Annotated in this window: 17 protein-coding genes and 1 tRNA gene; 8 read left to right on the forward strand and 10 right to left on the reverse strand. The window is 69.4% G+C overall.

Annotation, left to right across the window (positions count from 1 at the left end; translation table 11 throughout):
* Positions 1-30 precede the first annotated feature (30 nt).
* The 5 genes from G8A07_RS10490 to G8A07_RS10510 are packed head-to-tail and all read right to left on the reverse strand — an operon-like array spanning position 31 to position 3,196.
* Positions 31-816, reverse strand: a complete 786-nt coding sequence (locus G8A07_RS10490) for a zinc-dependent peptidase (protein ID WP_195796946.1) — start codon at positions 814-816, stop codon at positions 31-33.
* Positions 816-1,574 carry a UDP-2,3-diacylglucosamine diphosphatase gene (locus tag G8A07_RS10495; RefSeq protein WP_195796947.1) on the reverse strand — a complete coding sequence of 253 codons (759 nt, stop codon included), beginning with the start codon at positions 1,572-1,574 and terminating at the stop codon, positions 816-818. Before G8A07_RS10495 ends, G8A07_RS10490 begins: the two co-directional genes overlap by 1 nt.
* Positions 1,564-2,067, reverse strand: a complete 504-nt coding sequence (locus G8A07_RS10500) for a peptidylprolyl isomerase (protein WP_195796948.1) — start codon at positions 2,065-2,067, stop codon at positions 1,564-1,566. The genes G8A07_RS10495 and G8A07_RS10500 overlap by 11 nt, the downstream gene beginning before the upstream one ends.
* Positions 2,064-2,624 (reverse strand): peptidylprolyl isomerase, encoded by a 561-nt coding sequence (locus G8A07_RS10505; protein ID WP_195796949.1) that lies wholly within the window; start codon positions 2,622-2,624, stop codon positions 2,064-2,066. Before G8A07_RS10505 ends, G8A07_RS10500 begins: the two co-directional genes overlap by 4 nt.
* A gap of 47 nt (positions 2,625-2,671) precedes the next feature.
* Positions 2,672-3,196 carry a tetratricopeptide repeat protein gene (locus tag G8A07_RS10510; protein WP_195796950.1) on the reverse strand — a complete coding sequence of 175 codons (525 nt, stop codon included), beginning with the start codon at positions 3,194-3,196 and terminating at the stop codon, positions 2,672-2,674.
* 160 nt (positions 3,197-3,356) lie between these two features.
* Here G8A07_RS10510 and cysS point away from each other — a divergent pair, with 160 nt between their 5' ends.
* The 6 genes from cysS to G8A07_RS10540 all read left to right on the forward strand — a co-directional run bounded on the left by cysS (position 3,357) and on the right by G8A07_RS10540 (position 9,268).
* Positions 3,357-4,739 carry a cysteine--tRNA ligase gene (gene cysS / locus G8A07_RS10515; protein WP_195796951.1) on the forward strand — a complete coding sequence of 461 codons (1,383 nt, stop codon included), beginning with the start codon at positions 3,357-3,359 and terminating at the stop codon, positions 4,737-4,739.
* Between the two features lie 82 nt (positions 4,740-4,821).
* Positions 4,822-5,394: a DNA-3-methyladenine glycosylase gene (locus G8A07_RS10520; protein WP_195797708.1), complete on the forward strand. Its 573-nt coding sequence runs from the start codon at positions 4,822-4,824 to the stop codon at positions 5,392-5,394.
* 61 nt (positions 5,395-5,455) lie between these two features.
* Complete coding sequence (locus G8A07_RS10525) at positions 5,456-6,427, forward strand: acetyl-CoA carboxylase carboxyltransferase subunit alpha (protein ID WP_195796952.1); 972 nt, start codon at positions 5,456-5,458, stop codon at positions 6,425-6,427.
* A 13-nt stretch (positions 6,428-6,440) separates the two neighbouring features.
* A complete protein-coding gene (gene tilS, locus G8A07_RS10530; protein WP_249937296.1) occupies positions 6,441-7,739 on the forward strand; it encodes a tRNA lysidine(34) synthetase TilS in 1,299 nt (432 codons plus the stop codon).
* Between the two features lie 110 nt (positions 7,740-7,849).
* On the forward strand, positions 7,850-9,121 hold the full coding sequence (locus tag G8A07_RS10535; protein ID WP_195796954.1) for an aspartate kinase: 1,272 nt from the start codon (positions 7,850-7,852) through the stop codon (positions 9,119-9,121).
* Positions 9,122-9,175: 54 nt separating this feature from the next.
* Positions 9,176-9,268, forward strand: a tRNA-Ser gene (locus G8A07_RS10540).
* 64 nt (positions 9,269-9,332) lie between these two features.
* On the opposite strand, the gene G8A07_RS10545 is transcribed toward G8A07_RS10540, so the two are convergent.
* On the reverse strand, positions 9,333-10,799 hold the full coding sequence (locus tag G8A07_RS10545; protein WP_195796955.1) for a PLP-dependent aminotransferase family protein: 1,467 nt from the start codon (positions 10,797-10,799) through the stop codon (positions 9,333-9,335).
* An 88-nt stretch (positions 10,800-10,887) separates the two neighbouring features.
* Here G8A07_RS10545 and G8A07_RS10550 point away from each other — a divergent pair, with 88 nt between their 5' ends.
* Together G8A07_RS10550 and G8A07_RS10555 are read left to right on the forward strand one after the other, a co-directional pair.
* Positions 10,888-11,508, forward strand: a complete 621-nt coding sequence (locus tag G8A07_RS10550) for an FMN-binding negative transcriptional regulator (protein WP_195796956.1) — start codon at positions 10,888-10,890, stop codon at positions 11,506-11,508.
* 2 nt (positions 11,509-11,510) lie between these two features.
* Positions 11,511-11,969, forward strand: coding sequence for a GNAT family N-acetyltransferase (locus G8A07_RS10555; RefSeq protein ID WP_195796957.1), 459 nt, complete (start codon positions 11,511-11,513; stop codon positions 11,967-11,969).
* Here the strand turns inward: G8A07_RS10555 and G8A07_RS10560 are convergent.
* From G8A07_RS10560 to G8A07_RS10575, 4 genes are all read right to left on the reverse strand, one after another.
* Positions 11,960-13,978 carry a S9 family peptidase gene (locus G8A07_RS10560; protein ID WP_195796958.1) on the reverse strand — a complete coding sequence of 673 codons (2,019 nt, stop codon included), beginning with the start codon at positions 13,976-13,978 and terminating at the stop codon, positions 11,960-11,962. The two genes, G8A07_RS10555 and G8A07_RS10560, sit on opposite strands and share 10 nt — an antisense overlap.
* A 73-nt stretch (positions 13,979-14,051) precedes the next feature.
* Positions 14,052-15,737, reverse strand: coding sequence for an electron transfer flavoprotein-ubiquinone oxidoreductase (locus G8A07_RS10565; protein WP_195796959.1), 1,686 nt, complete (start codon positions 15,735-15,737; stop codon positions 14,052-14,054).
* Between the two features lie 124 nt (positions 15,738-15,861).
* Positions 15,862-16,224 (reverse strand): NIPSNAP family protein, encoded by a 363-nt coding sequence (locus G8A07_RS10570; protein ID WP_195796960.1) that lies wholly within the window; start codon positions 16,222-16,224, stop codon positions 15,862-15,864.
* Complete coding sequence (locus G8A07_RS10575; protein ID WP_195796961.1) at positions 16,221-16,535, reverse strand: antibiotic biosynthesis monooxygenase; 315 nt, start codon at positions 16,533-16,535, stop codon at positions 16,221-16,223. The genes G8A07_RS10570 and G8A07_RS10575 overlap by 4 nt, the downstream gene beginning before the upstream one ends.
* Between the last annotated feature and the right edge of the window lie 99 nt (positions 16,536-16,634).

A 16,634-nucleotide genomic window follows, 5' to 3' on the forward strand; every position in this document is an offset into this window, starting at 1 on the left:
GCAAGAGGCCCCGCGGGGCCTCTTGCTCTTTCAGCGTGCCGGGTCTTGCCTGAAGTAGTCGGCCAGCAGTTGGTACAGCGCCGGCTGCTCCTGCAGCAGCTCGCGCGGGGCGACGAAAAAGGCCTCGGCCGCCACCGCGAAGAATTCCTCCAGGCTCTCGGCGCCATAGGGATCGATCAGGGTCGCGTGGCCGGCATCGACCTGCTCGCAGAACCATTGCCATTCGGCCTCGATCACGTCCAGCCAGCGCTCGCGCGCCGCGCCGTTGGCCAGCGGCGGCACGCCGTCGGCGAAGCCGTCGCCCATGTCCAGCACATGGGCAAACTCGTGGATCACGACGTTGTAGACGCTGTCCAGCCCCAGCGTGGGATCGGCGCCGGCGGCGACCTGGCCCCAGGCCAGCATCAGTGGGCCGCCTTCCATCGCCTCGCCGGCCAACTGTTCCTCGTAGCGGTGCACGACGCCGTCCTCGTCCATCACCTCGCGCTGCGCCACCACCTCGTCGGCGTGCATCACGATGCCGACGAAGCCGCCATAGGGCGCCAGCCCCAGGCGCAGCACCGGCAGGCAGGCCTGTGCGGCGACCGCCAGCGCCACCTCGTCCGTGACCTCGAAGCCGGCCACGCCGTGGAACTCCTTGCCGGCCAGGAACAGCGAGCACAGGCGCCGCAGCTCGGCCAGGTCGGCCTCGCTGCGCGCGGCGAGGAAGGGATAGCGCGCCAGGGTCAGGCGCCACAGCGGCTCGGGGATCGCATGCTCGCGCAGCGCCCTGGCCTCGCGGCGGCGCTGCCAGGCCTCGATCAGACGGCCCAGCATCAGGCGGGCGTGCCCACGGGGAGGCGTTGCAGCCCGGCGGCGCTCAGGCGCAGCACGTCGCCGCGCGCGTCATGGTCCAGGTCCCAGTCCGACAGCACCCAGCGGCGCAGGCCCCCGCCGAGCTCATGCACGGCGGGTCGGTGGGTATGGCCATGCAGCAAGACCTGGCACCGCGCCTGGCGCAGCCAGTCGGCGGCCGCCGCGGCATCGACATCGGCCCAGCTCATCGGATCCAGGCCGCGCTGGGCGGCACGGCTGGCGTCGCGCATCTGGCGCGCCAGCGCGCGGCGCTCGGCCAGCGGCCGGGCCAGGAACTCGCGCTGCCAGTCGTCCGCGCGCACCTGGGCACGAAAGCGCTGGTAGTCGGCATCGGCCAGGCACAGCGCGTCGCCATGCGACAGCAGCAGGCGCTGGCCGAAGGCCTCCAGCACGGTGGGGTCGGTGAGCCGGGTGAGGCCGGCGTCCCGCGCCATCGCCTCGCCGAGCAGGAAGTCGCGGTTGCCGGCCATGAAGAACAGCGGCCGGCCGGCCGCGCGCAGCAGGGCCAGGCATTCGGCCTCGAAGTCCTCATGGCGCGCGTCGTCGCCGATCCAGACCTCGAAGATGTCGCCCAGCAGGAAGAAGGCATCGGCCGGGCTGTCCTGCAGCTGCCGGCGCAACGCGGCCAGGGTGGCCGGCAGCTCCGGCGCCAGGTGCAGGTCCGACAGGAAGTCGATGGCGCTCCAGCCCGGGGGCGCCGTCAGTTCCTCAAACTTCAACCGCCTTCTCGATCACGACGTTCTCCAGCGGCACATCGTCATGGAAGCCGCTGCGGCCGGTCTTGACCTTCTCGATCTTGTCGACCACGTCCTGGCCCTCGACGACCTTGCCGAACACCGCGTAGCCCCAGCCCGAGGGGCTTTCGCTCTTGAAGTTCAGGAAGCCGTTGTCGGTGGTGTTGATGAAGAACTGGGCCGAGGCCGAGTGGGGCGCATTGGTGCGCGCCATCGCCAGGGTGTACTTGTCGTTCTTCAGGCCGTTGTTGGCCTCGTTCTGGATCTCGCCGCTGGTGGCCTTTTGCTTCATGCCGACCTCGAAGCCGCCGCCCTGGACCATGAAGCCCTTGATGACGCGGTGGAAGATGGTGCCGTCGTAATGACCCTGGGCGACATAGCTCAGGAAGTTGGCGACGGTGATCGGTGCCTTGGCGGCGTCCAGCTCGACCTTGATCAGGCCATGGTTGGTATGCAGTTCAACGGTCTTGGTAGTCATTTCTTGGGCTCCACAATGGCCTTGTTGATGATCACGGGCTGCAGCGGGATGTTCTGGTGCATGCCCTGGTTGCCCGTGGGTTTGGTGCGGATCTTGTCGACCACCTCCATGCCCTCGATCACGCGGCCGAACACCGCATAGCCCAGGCCGTCGCGCGCGTTGGCGGCGTCGAGGAAGGGGTTGTCGACCACATTGATGAAGAACTGGGCGGTGGCCGAATCCGGGTTGCCGGTGCGTGCCATCGCAACGCTGCCGCGCACATTGGGCAGGCCGTTGGCGGCTTCCAGCGGGATCGGTGCGCGGGTGGGCTTTTGCTCTAGCTTCGGCGTGAAACCGCCGCCCTGGATCATGAAGCCCTCGATCACGCGGTGGAAGATCGTGCCGTTGTAATGGCCGGCCTTGGCGTACTTGAGGAAGTTGTCGACCGACTTGGGCGCCTTCTCGGCGTCCAGTTCGATGCGGATGTCGCCCTCGCTGGTCGTCAGCTTGACGATGGTCTGGGCCAGGGCCGGCGAGACCGCCAGGGCCAAGGCCAGGGCCGACAGGATGCTGCGCATGGGATTAGATGCTCCGGTGATGGTCGCAAAGAGTCTGTGATTGTCGCTCAACGCTTGGCTGGCGCGGCGCGGGCGATCAGGGCCTCGGTATGCCGGAGCTTGAGCTGCAGCGCGGTGGTGTCGCCGCTGGACAGGCGCAGCGCCTGGCCGTAGGCGCGCGCCGCCAGGCGCAGCAGCACATCGCCGAGGTTTTCCTGCGCCTGCACATGGTCGGGCTGCAGGCGCACCGCCTGCTCCAGCGCCTCGCGCGCCGGGTCCAGCGCGCCGCGCGCGGCATAGAGCACGGCCAGGTTGTTGAAGGGGTCGGCCAGATCGGGGAAGTCCTGGGTTAGTGCGACCAAGCCGGCCTCGGCCTCGGCGGTCCGGCCCAACTCCATCTGCATCACCGCCTGGGCGAAGCGCAGCCGGGCATCGTTCGGGTTGTCGGCCAGTCCCTGGCGCACCGCCTCGAGGGCCTGGCTGCGCTTGCCCTGCAGCCACAGGGCCTGGGCCTGGTCCAGATCCTTGGCGACGGCCGGGCCGGCCAGGGCGGCCGTCGTGATCAGCAGGGCGAACAGAGCGGAAATGTGCATAAAGGGGCGCTCGGACCCGGGGCCGCGCGGGCGGTCCGGGGTGAGCCGGTATACTGATCGGCTGATTCTACGGGGCGCCACGGAGTTGCCGTCAGGCCTGCCCCGGCTGACCAGTGCAAACGCTGCCCCGGCCGACGACAGACGCTGGCAACATCACCTCATGTCCTCAACCCTGCGCATCTACAACTCGCTGACCCGTTCGGTCCAGCCCTTCGAACCCCTCGTGCCCGGCCAGGTCCGCATGTATGTCTGCGGCATCACGGTCTACGACCTCTGTCATATGGGTCATGCGCGGATGAACATGGCCTTCGACGTCGTGTACCGCTGGCTGCAGGCGAGCGGCTTCGATGTGAACTTCGTGCGCAACATCACCGACATCGAGGACAAGATCATCCGCCGCGCGCTGGAGCGCGGCATCACGATCCGCGAACTGACCGACGAGATGATCGCGGCGATGCATCGCGACTTCAGCGCCCTGGGCATCAGCCAGCCCACCCATGAGCCGCGCGCCACCGACTATGTGCCGCAGATGCTGGACATCATCGGCCAGCTCGAGGCCAAGGGCCTGGCCTACCAGGCGCCGGACGGCGACGTGAACTACGCGGTGCGCAAGTTCCCCGGCTACGGCAAGCTCAGCGGCAAGTCGCTGGACCAGCTGCGCGCCGGCGAGCGCGTCGCGGTGGCCGACGGCAAGCAGGATCCGCTCGACTTCGTGCTGTGGAAATCCGCCAAGGCGGGCGAGCCGGCCGAGGCCAAATGGGCCAGCCGCTGGGGCGAGGGACGCCCCGGCTGGCATATCGAATGCTCGGCGATGAGCTGCGCGCTGCTGGGCGAGCGCTTCGACATCCATGGCGGCGGGCTGGATCTGCAGTTCCCGCACCACGAGAACGAGATCGCGCAGAGCGAGGGCGCCTTCGGTCAGCCCTTCGTCAATGTCTGGATGCACAACGGCTTCCTGAACGTCGACAACGAGAAGATGTCCAAGAGCCTGGGCAACTTCTTCACGATCGCCGACGTGCTGCAGAAGTTCGACGGCGAGGCGATCCGCTTCTTCATGCTGCGCACCCATTACCGCAGCCCCTTCAACTTCAGCGACGCCAGCCTGGACGACGCGCGCACCGCGCTGCGCCGCCTCTACACGGCGCTGGACGGCGTGGCCGTGGAAGAGGGCGGGGCGATCGACTGGAGTCAGCCGCAGGCCGCCGCCTTCAAGACGGCGATGGACGACGACTTCAACACCCCCGGCGCGCTGGCGGTGCTGTTCGAGCTGGCCGGCGAGGTGAACCGCAGCGGCTCGGTCGCGGCCGCCACGCTGCTGAAGCGGCTGGCCGGCGTGCTGGGCGTGCTGCAGCAGGTGCCGCGCGACTATCTGCAGGCCGGCAGCGGCCTGGACGAGGCCGCGATCCTGGCGCAGATCGAGGCGCGCGCGGCGGCCAAGGCCGCGCGCGACTTCGCCGCGGCCGACCGCATCCGCAAGGAGCTGCTGGAGGCCGGCATCGTGCTGCAGGACTCGCCGCAGGGCACGACCTGGATGAAGGCCTGAGCCGGTGGGACGTGCAGCAGCGGGGGTGACCCCGGACTATTGGGACGAGGCGTGCCGCCACCTGGCCAAGCGCGACCGCGTGATGAAGAAGCTGATCCCGCAGTTCGGCGAGGCGCGGTTGCGCCTGCGCGGCGATGCCTTCACGACCCTGGCCCGCTCCATCATCGGCCAGCAGATCTCGGCCAAGACGGCGCAGTCAGTCTGGGAGCGCTTTCTGGCGCTGACGACGACGCCGGGTTCGCGCATCCAGCCGCAGGCGGTGCTGGACCAGCCGGTGGAGGCGATGCGCGCCGTCGGCCTGTCGGTGCGCAAGGCCGAGTACCTGCGTGACCTGGCCCAGCATTTCGAGGCCGGCAGCGTCCACGTCAAGCAATGGGTGCAGATGGGCGACGAAGCCATCATCGAGGAGCTCGTCGCGATCCGCGGCATCGGCCGCTGGACGGCCGAGATGTTCCTGATCTTCCACCTGATGCGGCCCAATGTGCTGCCGCTGGACGACCCGGGCCTGCTGAAAGGCATCAGCGAGAATTACTTCAGCGGCGAGCCGGTCTCGCGCGCCGAGGCCCGCGAAGTAGGCGAGGCCTGGGCCCCCTACCGCTCGGTAGCCACATGGTACATTTGGCGCAGCCTCGATCCGCTGCCCGTGCAAAATTGAGCAGTCAGCGCTGCGCCGACCCGGCCGCGAGCGCATTTCATCGCTGAAAGACCCAAGCAGGATGAGCAAGAAACATTTCCTCGAGTTCGAGCAACCGATCGCCGAACTCGAAACCAAGATCGAAGAGCTGCGCTATGTGCAGAGCGAGTCCGCCGTCGACATCTCCGAGGAGATCGACCGCCTCTCGAAGAAGAGCCAGCAGCTGACCAAGGACATCTACGCCAATGTGGCGCCCTGGCAGGTCTATCAGATCGCCCGCCACCCGCAGCGTCCGCAGACCCTGGACTACTGCGCTGATGTCTTCACCGAGTTCCAGGAACTGCACGGCGACCGCCATTTCGCCGATGACGCCGCGATCGTCGGCGGTCTGGCCCGCTTCAACGGCCAAGCCTGCATGGTGATCGGCCATCAGCGTGGTGGCGACGCGAAGGAGCGCACCCTGCGCAACTTCGGCATGCCGCGCCCCGAGGGCTATCGCAAGGCGTTGCGCCTGATGAAGCTGGCCGAGAAGTTCGGCCTGCCGGTGTTCACCTTCATCGACACCATGGGTGCCTATCCCGGCATCGGTGCCGAGGAGCGCGGCCAGTCCGAGGCGATCGGCCGCAACATCTTCGAGATGGCCCAGCTGGAAGTGCCCATCATCGCGACCGTGATCGGCGAGGGCGGTTCCGGCGGCGCGCTGGCGATCGGCGTGGCCGACCAGGTGCTGATGCTGCAGTTCTCGGCCTATTCGGTGATCTCGCCGGAAGGCTGCGCCTCCATCCTGTGGAAGACCAGCGAGCGCGCGGCCGAGGCCGCCGAGGCCCTGGGCATCACCGCCCACCGTCTGAAGGCGATGGGCCTGATCGACAAGATCATCAACGAGCCGGTCGGCGGCGCGCATCGCGACCACAAGGCGATGGCCTCCTACCTGAAGCGCGCGCTGAACGACGCGCTGCGCCAGGTCAGCGACCTGAAGCCCAAGGAACTGCTGGAGCGCCGCTACGAGCGCCTGCAGGCCTATGGCCGCTTCGGCGACACCAAGAACCGTTGATCCTTCCGCGGGCGTGCTGGCGGTCGCCTACAGCGGCGGCCGTGACTCCACCGCCCTGCTGCATGTCGCCGCCCGCCAGGCCTGTTCGCTGGGCCTGCGTGTCGCGGCGCTGCATGTCCACCATGGACTGAGCCCGCAGGCCGATGCCTGGCTGGCGCATTGCCGTGCGCAATGCGAGGCCTGGGCCGCGGCCGGGCTGCCGCTGGAATTCCATGTGCGCCGCCTGCAGGGGCGGCCCGCCGCGGCGCAGAGCGTCGAGGCTTGGGCCCGCGAGGGCCGTTACCAGGCTCTGGCCGAGATGGCCCACGCCGCCGGTGCCGAGCTGCTGCTGCTGGCCCAGCATCGCCGCGACCAGGCCGAGACCTTTGTGCTGCAGGCCCTGCGCGGCGCCGGCGCGGCCGGCTTGGCCGCGATGCCGGCCGCGCAATGGCGCGCCGACGGCCTGCTGTGGGTGCGGCCCTGGCTGGCCCGACCGCGGGAGGCGATCGAGGCCTATCTGGAAGAGCAGGGCCTGGCCTTTGTCGACGACGACAGCAACACCGATCCGCGCTATGCCCGCAACCGCCTGCGCCTGGCCGTCTGGCCGGCGCTGAGTGAGGCCTTTCCCGCCGCCGAGGCCGGCCTGGCCCAGGCCGCCGCCTGGGCCCAGCAGGCGCTGGAGCTGCAGCGCGAGATCGCCGACGAGGACCTGCGCAAACTTGAAGCCGATGGCGGCGAGCTGGACTGGCAAGGCCTGACCCTGCTGTCCGAGGCGCGCGCCAGCAATGCGCTGCGCGCCTGGCTGCAGCGACGGTTGGGCGAGGCGGCGCCGGCCAGCCTGGTGCGGCGACTGCTGGACGAAGGTCGTGCGCTAACGACGGCCGCCTGGCCATGCGTGGGCGGTGCCCTGAAGCTCTACCGCGGGCGCCTGAGTTTCATGCCGGAACAGGCGGGGCCGGCCGCTCCTGCGGCTTCATGGCTCGATCTGAGCCGGCCGGGCCTGCATCCGATGCCGGACTGGGGTGGGGCCTGGCAGGTCGAGCCGGCCGGGGCCGGCGGGCTGCCGGCGGCGCTGCTGGCCCGGGTCGAGATGCGCGCCCGCGTTGGCGGCGAGCAGTTTCAGCAGCAGCCGCGCGGCGTGGCGCGCAGCCTGAAGAAATGCTTCCAGGCGGCGGCGCTGCCGGCCTGGGCACGCCAGGGGCCGCTGCTGTTCGCGGCGGATGGGCGGCTGCTCTATGTGCCGGGCCTGGGGGCGGATGCACGCGGGCTGGCCGAGCCGGGCGAGGCGCGGCTGGCGCTGCGTTGGCGGCCCGATCCTGTCGCTGTGCTGTAACGCCGGGAGCGGCTTTGCTGCAGCGCGGCAGCTAGAATCCTGGGCTGCGAAAAGCGGCGCAACTCCCCACCCGATTCCGGGTCCCGACCCCCGCGTTGAAGATGAGTCCCATGGCCTTGATAGTTCATAAGTACGGCGGCACCTCGATGGGGTCGACCGACCGCATCCGCAATGTCGCCAAGCGCGTCGCCAAATGGGCGCGTGCCGGGCATCAGATGGTGGTCGTGCCCTCGGCCATGAGCGGCGAGACCAATCGCCTGCTGGGCCTGGCCAAGGAACTGTCGCCGGCCACCAGCAGCCCCGAGCTGATGCGCGAACTGGACATGATCGCCGCCACCGGCGAGCAGGTCTCGGTCGGCCTGCTGGCGATCGCGCTGCAGGCCGAAGGCCTGGAGGCGGTCAGCTACACCGGCTGGCAGGTCCCGGTGCAGACCGACTCTTCGCACACCAAGGCCCGCATCGAGAGCGTCGACGACGCCAAGGTGCGCGCCGATCTGGCCGCCGGCAAGGTGGTGGTGATCGCCGGCTTCCAGGGCGTCGATGAGGAACAGAACATCACGACCCTGGGCCGTGGCGGTTCGGACACCTCGGCCGTGGCGATCGCCGCCGCGATGAAGGCCGACGAATGCCTGATCTACACCGATGTGGACGGCGTCTACACCACCGACCCGCGCATCGTCCCCGAGGCGCGCCGCCTGCACACGATCAGCTTCGAAGAGATGCTGGAGATGGCCTCGCTGGGCTCCAAGATCCTGCAGATCCGCTCGGTGGAGTTCGCCGGCAAGTACCGCGTGCCGCTGCGCGTGCTGTCCAGCTTCACGCCCTGGGACATCGATATCAACGAGGAAGCCAAGTCCGGCACCCTGATCAGTTTTGAAGAGGACGAAAAAATGGAACAAGCCGTCGTGTCGGGCATCGCCTTCAACCGTGACGAAGCCAAGGTGACCCTGCTGGGCGTGCCGGACAAGCCGGGCATCGCGTTCCAGATCCTGGGCCCGGTGGCCGACGCCAACATCGATGTGGACGTGATCATCCAGAACGTCTCGCAGGACGGCAAGACCGACTTCAGCTTCACCGTGCACCGCAACGACTATGCGCGCGCGATCGAGCTGCTCGAGAAGACCGTCGGCCCGGCGGTGCAGGCCGCCAAGGTGCAGGGCGACCAGCGCATCTGCAAGGTCTCGATCGTCGGCATCGGCATGCGCTCGCATGTCGGCGTGGCCTCGAAGATGTTCCGCGCGCTGAGCGAAGAGGGCATCAACATCCAGATGATCAGCACCAGCGAGATCAAGACCTCGGTCGTGATCGACGAGAAGTACATGGAGCTGGCGGTGCGCGCGCTGCACAAGGCCTTCGACCTGGACCAGGAAGTTTCGGCCTGATCGAACTTTTTTCGCTGAGCCTCGAAATCCTGATATAGAATGCGAGGCTCTGTTGGAGCTGTGACCGAGAGGCCGAAGGTGCTCCCCTGCTAAGGGAGTATGTGGGCAAAACCTGCATCGAGGGTTCGAATCCCTCCGGCTCCGCCAAAAGACGCGAAAGCCCCAGGACGCAAGTCCTGGGGCTTTTCCGTTTCTGCGCGCGGCTGCTTGCTCAGCGCCAGACGCGCACCAGCGTCTTTACCGCGGTCTCGATCTGCGCCGGCGTCACCGCCGCGAAGCCGAGCAGCAGCCCGGCGCGGGCGCTGGCGGGCAAGACCTGACCCACCTGGCGCAGCCGCCCCAGCTCGATGCCGGCGGCCTCGCCCGCGGCGGCCAGGCGCTGCTCCTCGGTCGCATCGGCCAGCGGCAGCAGCGCATGCAGGCCGGCCTGCGGCGGCGTGAGGGGCAGGGCGCTACCGAAGCCGCGCTGCCAGGCCGACAGCAGCGCATCGCGGCGCTGCTCGGCCGCGCGCCGCACGCGCCGTACATGGCGCAGGAACTCGCCCTGTTCGATGAAGTCGGCCAGCACCGCCTGGTCGGCCACCGAGGCATGCCGGTCCAGCGCCCAGCGCAGCCGCGCCAGCGGCCCCACCAGCGCCGGCGGCGCGACCAGATAGCCCAGGCGCAGGCCGGGGAACAGCAGCTTGGAGAAAGTGCCGACATAGAGCGTGCGCCCGGCCGTATCCAGCGAGGCCAGCGGCGCCAGCGGCACGCCGGCATAGCGGTACTCGCCGTCGTAATCGTCCTCCAGCAGCCAGGCCTGGTGGCGGCGCGCCCAGGCCAGCAGCTCGAGCCGGCGCTGCGCGCTCATCACGACGCCGCAGGGGTACTGGTGCGAGGGCGTCAGGTGCAGCAGCCGGCAGGGGCCCAACGCCTCCAGCGCCGCGACCCGCAGGCCCTGCGCGTCGATCGGCACCCGCAAGACCTGACCCCCGGCCAGGCCCAGCGCGGCCACCGCGGCGCGGTAGCCGGGTGATTCGATCGCGGCGCGCTCGCCGGGCCCCAGCAGGGCCAGCGCGGCCATCGCGATCGCCTGCTGCGAGCCGCTGGTGACGATCACCTGCTCGGCGCTGCAGGCCAGGCCGCGCGCATGGCTCAGATAGGCAGCGATCACCTCGCGCAGGCGCGGCAGGCCGGCGGGATCGGAATAGCCCAGCGGTTGCCGATCGGCGCGGCGCCAGAAGCGCGCCTGCAGCCTGGCCCAGACCGCCTGCGGGAACAGGTCCAGCGCCGGCACGCCATGGCGGAAGGCGCGCGGCGGCCCGGCGCTGACGCGGGCCGGCTCGAACTCATGCTGCAGGCGCTGCCACAGCGGCGTGGCCGGCAGCGCGGGCGGGGTCGTGGCGCGCGCGGGTGCGGGTGCGGGTCCCTCGGCGCGCAGCGCCGCGACATAGCTGCCGTCGCCGACGCGCGCCTCCAGATAGCCCTCGGCCTGCAGCTGCTCATAGGCGCGCACGACCGTGTTGCGCGAGACCTGCAGCGCCTCGGCCAGCTCGCGCGTGGTTGGCAGGCGCAGGGCGGCGGGCAGCCCGCCCTGCAGGATGCGCGCCTTCAGCTGCGCATGGATCTGCCGGGCCAGGCCCGGGCCGCCCGGCTCCAGCCGCATGCCGGCCGGATCGAGGCCGAGGATTGGTTCCATGAATTTTGCAGGAATTGGAGCTTTCATCGTACCAAGCCCTGGCCTACATTGCCCTCAGGCCTTCGCCAACCGCTGCCACCGCTCAGCCATGTACAACCCCGCACATTTCGCCCTGCCAGATCTCGAGCTGACGCGCCGGCTGATCGACGCGCAGCCCTTCGCGATGCTGGTCGGCCCCGATGCCCAGGGGCGCAGCTTCGTCACCCATCTGCCGCTCTCCTGGGGCGCCGATGCTGGCGAGGGCTGGTGGCTCGAGGGCCATATGGCGCGCGCGAACCCGCATTGGGCCTGGCTGGCCGCGCAGCGCGAGGTGCTGGCGGTGTTCGGCGGGCCGGACGCCTATGTCTCGCCGCGCCACTACGCGCATGAGCGCAATGTGCCGACCTGGAACTACCTGGCCGTGCATGTCTACGGCGAGCTGCAGCTGGTCGAGGGCGAAGCGGACAAGGACGCGCTGCTGAAGCGCCTGATCGCCCGCCATGAGCCCGGCTATGCCGAGCAATGGCGCGCGCTGGCGCCGGACTTCCAGCACAAGCTGCTGGGCGCCATCGTCGGCTTCCGGCTGCGGGTGACGCGCTGGGAGGCCAAGGCCAAGCTCAGCCAGAACCGCGCGCCGGCCGAGCGCCAGCGCATCGGCGCCGAGTTCGCGCAGGGCTCGGCCAAGCAGCGCGAGCTGGCGCAATGGATGACCACCCTGGGATTGCTCTGACGATGAACGACAAGAACTTCGAGATCCGCCCGCTGCGCCCCGAGGACCGCGCGGGCTGGGAGCCGCTGGCGCGCGGCTACAAGGCCTTCTACAAGACCGAGCATGACGACGCGGTCTATGACGCGACCTGGGCCCGCCTGCTGCAGGGGCGCGAGATCCGCGGCCTGGCGGCCGTGCGCGAGGGCCGGGTGCTGGGCATCGCGCATTTCTTCTTCCACACCAGCATCTGGGCCGGCGAGTCCTGCTATCTGCAGGACCTGTTCGTCGACGCACAGCAGCGCGGCCGCGGCGTGGCGCGCGCGCTGATCGAGGCGGTCGCGGCGCGCGCCGAGCAGGGCTGCGCGACGCGCTTCTACTGGACGACCCATGGCGAGAACGCCACCGCCCGGGCGCTCTACGACAAGCTGGCCGAGTTCCGCGGCATGATCCGCTACGACTTCGCGCTGCCGCCTCAGGGCTGAGCCTTGCGGCCGATCTGCTCGGCCAGGAAGCGCTCCAGCATCTCCAGCATCTCGCCCCGGTTCTGGCTCAGGTGGAAGCCATGGCCCTCGCCGTACTTGGCCAGCCACAGCGGCTCGTTGCCGGCGCGCTGCAGCGCGCGGCGCATGCCCTCGGCCTGCTCCAGCGGGGTGCGCTGGTCGTCGACGCCGGCGAAGATCATCACCTTGGCGCGGATGCGATCGGCCAGATGCACCGGCGAGACGGCCTGCAGCGCGGCGCGCTGCTGCTTGGGATCGCCGGCCATCTCGACCCAGAAGGCCTTGGCCCGCTTGTTGACGGAGAGATCGCTCCAGCCTGATTCCAGCAGCGCCGGCAGATCGCTGATCGGCATGCCGGATACCGCGCAGCGGAAGCGCTCCGGCTGGCGTGCCACGGCCATCAGGCTGGCATAGCCGCCATAGCTGCTGCCCATGATGCACAGGCGCTGCGGGTCCAGATCGCCGCGCTGCAGCAGGGCCTGCAGCACGTCGTCCAGATCGTCCTGCATCGTCAGGCCGAACTGGCCGCGCGAGGCCAGCAGGGCGCGCTTGCCGAAGCCGGTGCTGCCGCGAAAGCTCGGCAGCAGCACCGCATAGCCGCGCGAGGCCAGCCAGCGCGCGGTGTCCATATCGCCCAGCTCGTCGCCCCAGACCGCACCGCGCGTCCAGGGGCCGCCATGCACCAGCATCACCGCCGGCAGCGCCTGGCCGGGTTTCGCGCCGGGCGGCTTCATCAGATAGGCCAGCAGCGGCAGGCCGTCGCGGCTTTGCAGGTTCAGCACCTCGGTGGCCGGCAGGCGCTTCGTGTCCAGGCCGGGGCGGCTGTCGAACAGCGGCTCGATGCGGCCGCTGCCGCGGTCCATCAGGTACCAGCGCGGCGGCTGCGTGTCGGCATGGGAGCGGATCAGCACGCGCGGGCCGGCCGAGAACTGCAGCGCATTGATGCGACCGGGCAGGGCCTGGTCGACCAGGGCCTGCAACGCCCGGCGGCTCTCGTCCATCCAGAGGTAGAGCGGCTTCTCGGCCTCGACCAGGAAGCCCAGCAGCTCGGCATGGGCCTCATGCAGCAGGCGCTCACCGGCGGGCTCGCCGAGCGCATTGACCGCGACGTCGTAGCGCGGGTGCTCGACCAGGGTCTCGCCCCATTGGCCGAGCGCCGGGTCGTACTCGCGCACCGCCATCGTGTCGCGGCCCTCGTTGCTGGCCACCAGCAGGCGGCCGTCCGCCTCGACGCTCAGCGGCACCGCCAGCGCGTCGCCGCGGCTGGCGCGCTGGCGCCACAGCTCGCGCCAGGGGCCGGGCTCGCCGCTCTTGGCATCGACATCGCGGTAATGGATCAGCAGGTCCAGCCCATCCTCGCTGGACGCGATCGCGACGCGCGGGCGCTGCTGCGCGTCCAGCACCCATTGCCTCACGCGCGCCGGCCGCTTGCTGCTGAGCTGCTGGCGCTTGCCGCTGGTCACTTCGAGGCGGTAGAGGTCTATGCTGTGTTCGTCCACATCGTTGGCGGCCACGATCAGCTCGGTCTCGCTGCCGGGCACGCGCTGCTGCGGCCACATCTGCACCAGGCGCTGCGCGCCGCTGGCGAACCATTCGCCCGCGGTCTGGAACAGGCGGCGCTGCTCCTGGCCGTCGCGCCCGACCACATAGAGGCCGCCCGCATGGGCCAGGGTCTTGCGGTTCTGGCCCAGCTGGGCCAGCGAGAACACCAGGCGCTGGTCGCCCAGCCACATCACGCTGCCGACATCGGCGCCGGGCACGCCGATGCGGGTGCTGATGCGGCGGTCCTCCAGGTCCATGATGGCCAGCTGGCGGCGGCCGTGGGCCGGCACCAGCACCGCCAGATGGCGCCCGCTGGGCGAGAGCTGGGCCCGGTCGAAGGTCGGTATACCGAATACCTCCTGATAGCTCAGCGGCTGGGCCTGCAGGGCCGGCGGCGCGGCCAGGATCAGCAGGAAGGCGAGGCGGTGGAGCAGGGAGGCAGGGCGCATGGCGGTACGACGGCGGAAGAAAAAAGCCCGCCGAAGTGGCGGGCCGTGGCGATGTGGCTGCAGCGCGGGGACTTTACATGCCGGTGTAGTTCGGGCCGCCCCCACCTTCGGGGGTGATCCAGACGATGTTCTGGGTCGGGTCCTTGATGTCGCAGGTCTTGCAGTGCACGCAGTTCTGCGCGTTGATCTGCAGGCGGTCGCTGCCGTCGTCGTTCTTGACGAACTCGTAGACCCCGGCCGGACAGTAGCGGCTCTCGGGCCCGGCGAAGCGCGCCAGGTTGGTCGCGACCGGCACCTCGGCGTTCTTCAGGGTCAGGTGGGCCGGCTGGTTCTCCTCATGGTTGGTGTTGGAGATGAACACCGAGGAGAGGCGGTCGAACGTCAGCTTGCCGTCGGGCTTCGGATAGTCGATCGGCGTGCATTCGGCGGCCGGCTTCAGGCAGACATGGTCCGGATGCGTGGCATGCAGGGTCCAGGGCGGGTTCTTCACGCCCACCTTGGGCAGCAGCCATTGCTCGACGCCGGTCATCAGCTGGCCGACCAGCTTGCCCTTCTTGAACCAGAGCTTGAAGTTGCGGGTCTGCTGCAGCTCATCAAAGAGCCAGCTGGCCTCGAAGGCGGCCGGGTAGGCGGCGAGTTCGTCCTGGGCGCGGCCCTCGGCCAGCGCCGGCGCGATGGCCTCGGCGCACAGCATGCCGCTCTTGATCGCAGCATGGCTGCCCTTGATGCGCGCGGCGTTCAGGTAGCCGGCGTCGCAGCCGATCAGCGCGCCGCCCGGGAACACGGTCTTGGGCAGGGCCTGGGGCGTGCCGTTGTTGATTGCGCGTGCGCCGTAGCCGATGCGCTTGCCGCCCTCGATATGCGCGCGGATCGCCGGGTGCGTCTTCCAGCGCTGCATCTCTTCGAAGGGGCTCATATAGGGGTTCTGGTAGTCCAGACCGATCACGAAGCCCAGGGTGACCTTGTTGCCCTCCAGGTGGTAGAGGAAGCCGCCGCCGAAGGTGTCGTCCGTCATCGGCCAGCCGGCGGTGTGCACCACCAGGCCGGGCTTGGCCTTCTCGGCCGGGATCTCCCACAGCTCCTTGATGCCGATCGCATAGCTCTGCGGATCCTTGCCGGCGTCGAGCCGGTACTTGGCGATCAGCTGCTTGCCCAGATGGCCGCGCGCGCCCTCGGCGAACACGGTGTACTTGCCCAGCAGCTCCATGCCCAGCTGGAAGCCCTCGTGCGGCGCGCCGTCCTTGCCGATGCCCATATTGCCGGTGGCCACGCCCTTGACCCGGCCCTGCTCGTCGTACAGCACCTCGGCCGCGGCGAAGCCGGGGAAGATCTCGACGCCCAGCGCCTCGGCCTGCTGGGCCAGCCATTTGACGACGTTGGACAGCGAGATGACATAGCAACCGTCGTTGTGCAGATTGCGCGGCACCAGGGCGTCCGGCGTGCGGGTGCTGCCGGTTTCCGAGAGGAATAGCACATCGTCGCCGGTGACCGCCTGGTTCAGCGGCGCGCCCAGCTCCTTCCAGTTCGGGAACAGCTCGGTGATGGCCCGCGGGTCCATCACGGCGCCGGACAGGATATGGGCGCCGGGTTCCGAGCCCTTCTCCAGCACGACGACCGAGATCTCCTGGCCCTTCTCGGCCGCCAGCTGCTTGAGCCGGATCGCGGTGGCCAGGCCGGCGGGGCCGCCGCCGACCACGACCACGTCGTACTCCATGTTCTCGCGTGGGCCGTACTGGGCCAGCAGTTCCTCGGAAGTCATGTCAGTCCTTGTGTCTCTTGTATGCGAGGGGCGGGCGCGCGGACGCCCGGCGGTTTGCGCCGCATTCTACTGGTGCGGATGTTGGAAAAGAACGATCGTTCTTTTTTGCTTTGGAGCCGATTCCCTAGGGGTGGTGGTTGCGCCGGCGCAGGTCCTCGATCGCGACCGGTGAGAGCCAGAGCAGGGTGTTCAGATAGGTCTCGATCAGGCCCACCACCGCCTCGCGCGGCCCCTGGCGCCAGGCCTCGGAGCCGTAGAAGGCGGCCTGCTGGCGCTCCAGGTCCGGCAGGTCCGCAAAGGCGCGGGCCAGGAAATAGCAGTCCGGCTCATGGGCCGAGGGCCCGAAGGCCACGATCTCCATGCCGGCCTCGCGCAGCATCGGCAGCGCGCGCTCGACCACGGTGCGGTGGAAGGCGTCCAGGCTGCCGGGCTTGAGCTTGTAGGAACGGATCTCGACCAGGCGGGCGGTGCTGGCTTCGTCGGTCATGCGGGGGCTCCCGAGCTGAGCTCCGGCTGTGGCGCATAGTGCGAGACGGTCGGGAAGGGGTCGTAGAAGTGATGCAGCAAGGCCTTCCAGCGCTGGTACTCGGGCGAGCCGCGAAAGCCGATCTCATGGTCCTCCAAGCTGCGCCAGCGCACCAGCAGCAGGTATTCATGGTCGCGCTCCAGGCAGCGGCGCAGCTCGTGCGACAGATAGCCGGGCATGGCCGCGATCAGGGCCTGGGCTTCGGCGAACGCGGCCTCGAAGGCGGCGCAATGGCCGGGGCGGATCTGCAGCGGGGCGACTTCGAGGATCATCGTCGGTGCCGGGGAAGGCGGGAATGGCAAGGCGCCCATGCTATCGTTTCCTTCAATCCGGCAGGGCCGCGGTATGGCCCTGCGAGAGCGCGAAGGACG

The sequence above is a fragment of the Roseateles sp. DAIF2 genome, from assembly GCF_015624425.1.
GTDB lineage: Bacteria > Pseudomonadota > Gammaproteobacteria > Burkholderiales > Burkholderiaceae_C > Kinneretia.

Bases quoted from the DNA above. Each gene is read 5' to 3' on its own strand.
- G8A07_RS10490 (WP_195796946.1), bottom strand. From the start codon at position 816: ATGCTGGGCCGTCTGATCGAGGCCTGGCAGCGCCGCCGCGAGGCCAGG.
- G8A07_RS10500 (WP_195796948.1), bottom strand. From the start codon at position 2,067: ATGACTACCAAGACCGTTGAACTGCATACCAACCATGGCCTGATCAAG.
- G8A07_RS10505 (WP_195796949.1), bottom strand. From the start codon at position 2,624: ATGCGCAGCATCCTGTCGGCCCTGGCCTTGGCCCTGGCGGTCTCGCCG.
- G8A07_RS10510 (WP_195796950.1), bottom strand. From the start codon at position 3,196: ATGCACATTTCCGCTCTGTTCGCCCTGCTGATCACGACGGCCGCCCTG.
- cysS (WP_195796951.1), top strand. From the start codon at position 3,357: ATGTCCTCAACCCTGCGCATCTACAACTCGCTGACCCGTTCGGTCCAG.
- G8A07_RS10520 (WP_195797708.1), top strand. From the start codon at position 4,822: ATGAAGAAGCTGATCCCGCAGTTCGGCGAGGCGCGGTTGCGCCTGCGC.
- G8A07_RS10525 (WP_195796952.1), top strand. From the start codon at position 5,456: ATGAGCAAGAAACATTTCCTCGAGTTCGAGCAACCGATCGCCGAACTC.
- G8A07_RS10535 (WP_195796954.1), top strand. From the start codon at position 7,850: ATGGCCTTGATAGTTCATAAGTACGGCGGCACCTCGATGGGGTCGACC.
- G8A07_RS10545 (WP_195796955.1), bottom strand. From the start codon at position 10,799: ATGGAACCAATCCTCGGCCTCGATCCGGCCGGCATGCGGCTGGAGCCG.
- G8A07_RS10550 (WP_195796956.1), top strand. From the start codon at position 10,888: ATGTACAACCCCGCACATTTCGCCCTGCCAGATCTCGAGCTGACGCGC.
- G8A07_RS10555 (WP_195796957.1), top strand. From the start codon at position 11,511: ATGAACGACAAGAACTTCGAGATCCGCCCGCTGCGCCCCGAGGACCGC.
- G8A07_RS10560 (WP_195796958.1), bottom strand. From the start codon at position 13,978: ATGCGCCCTGCCTCCCTGCTCCACCGCCTCGCCTTCCTGCTGATCCTG.
- G8A07_RS10565 (WP_195796959.1), bottom strand. From the start codon at position 15,737: ATGACTTCCGAGGAACTGCTGGCCCAGTACGGCCCACGCGAGAACATG.
- G8A07_RS10570 (WP_195796960.1), bottom strand. From the start codon at position 16,224: ATGACCGACGAAGCCAGCACCGCCCGCCTGGTCGAGATCCGTTCCTAC.
- G8A07_RS10575 (WP_195796961.1), bottom strand. From the start codon at position 16,535: ATGATCCTCGAAGTCGCCCCGCTGCAGATCCGCCCCGGCCATTGCGCC.